Source organism: Catenibacterium faecis, from assembly GCF_014306455.1.
GTDB lineage: Bacteria > Bacillota_I > Bacilli_A > Erysipelotrichales > Coprobacillaceae > Catenibacterium > Catenibacterium mitsuoka_A.
The window spans coordinates 1-827 of record NZ_JACRWG010000154.1 but is presented as its reverse complement, the minus strand read 5'-3'; the positions used below and the strand labels follow the sequence as shown (position 1 = coordinate 827).

The following is an 827-nucleotide window of genomic DNA, read 5'->3' as shown; positions in this document are numbered from 1 at the left end:
AAATAATTCATGGGCATATCTCCTTAGATTAATGTTTTGGTCGACTTAATTTTACTAGGAAATATGTCCATTTTCTATAATTGAAAAATCATAATTTACACAAAATATTTTACACTATCCGCAAATTACAAATGAGTATAAGCATGTATACATTGATGATGATAACCGAAGCACATATATCTCTATAGTATCATTTATATCTTTAGTATTTAGTACAGTAGTATTTTTTGCGATTGGATATATTTTTGATCAGTCACATTTCATGGGAGAAATAAGTTTGATTTTATCAATATCAATTATAAGTTTATTATGCGTAAAAAATATAACAAAATTAGATAGAAAGTTCGAATAAAAAATAGTATGAAAGTTATACAAAAAAATGTGAAAGACGTTTATACAAAAAGTCAATTACCTGCTGCAGATATTGTAGTAAATCCGTATGTTGGATGTTCGCATAAATGTATTTATTGTTATGCTTGTTTTATGAAACGTTTTATGAAAATAGATGAAGTATGGGGAGAATATATCGTAATAAAGGATTGGCAGACAAAAAATCTAAAAAAATTAGAAAATAAAACTGTTTTGTTTTCATCTGTAACTGATCCATTTCAGCCATTAAATTTAAAGTACAAAAAAACTCAAAAGGCATTAATGGAGATAAAAAACTCAAACATTGATACAAATGTAGAAATATTAACTAAATCAAAAGTAAGCGCCAAATAATATAGTGGATTGAAATAGACCTCACCATATTAGATAATTAAAGTGTTTTTAGATTCTAAATTTACTATATATAGCGTTTTTAGCCACTAAATTTACTATATATA

The 827-nt window shown here is 25.3% G+C and carries 1 protein-coding gene; it reads left to right on the top strand.

What is annotated here, in order from left to right; translation table 11 throughout:
* Positions 1-495 precede the first annotated feature (495 nt).
* A complete protein-coding gene (locus H8909_RS13220) occupies positions 496-723 on the top strand; it encodes a radical SAM family protein (RefSeq protein ID WP_187013155.1) in 228 nt (75 codons plus the stop codon).
* Positions 724-827 lie beyond the last annotated feature (104 nt).

What these genes read in the sequence shown, in the direction of transcription:
- H8909_RS13220 (WP_187013155.1), top strand. Translation starts at nt 496, where the DNA reads ATGAAAATAGATGAAGTATGGGGAGAATATATCGTAATAAAGGATTGG.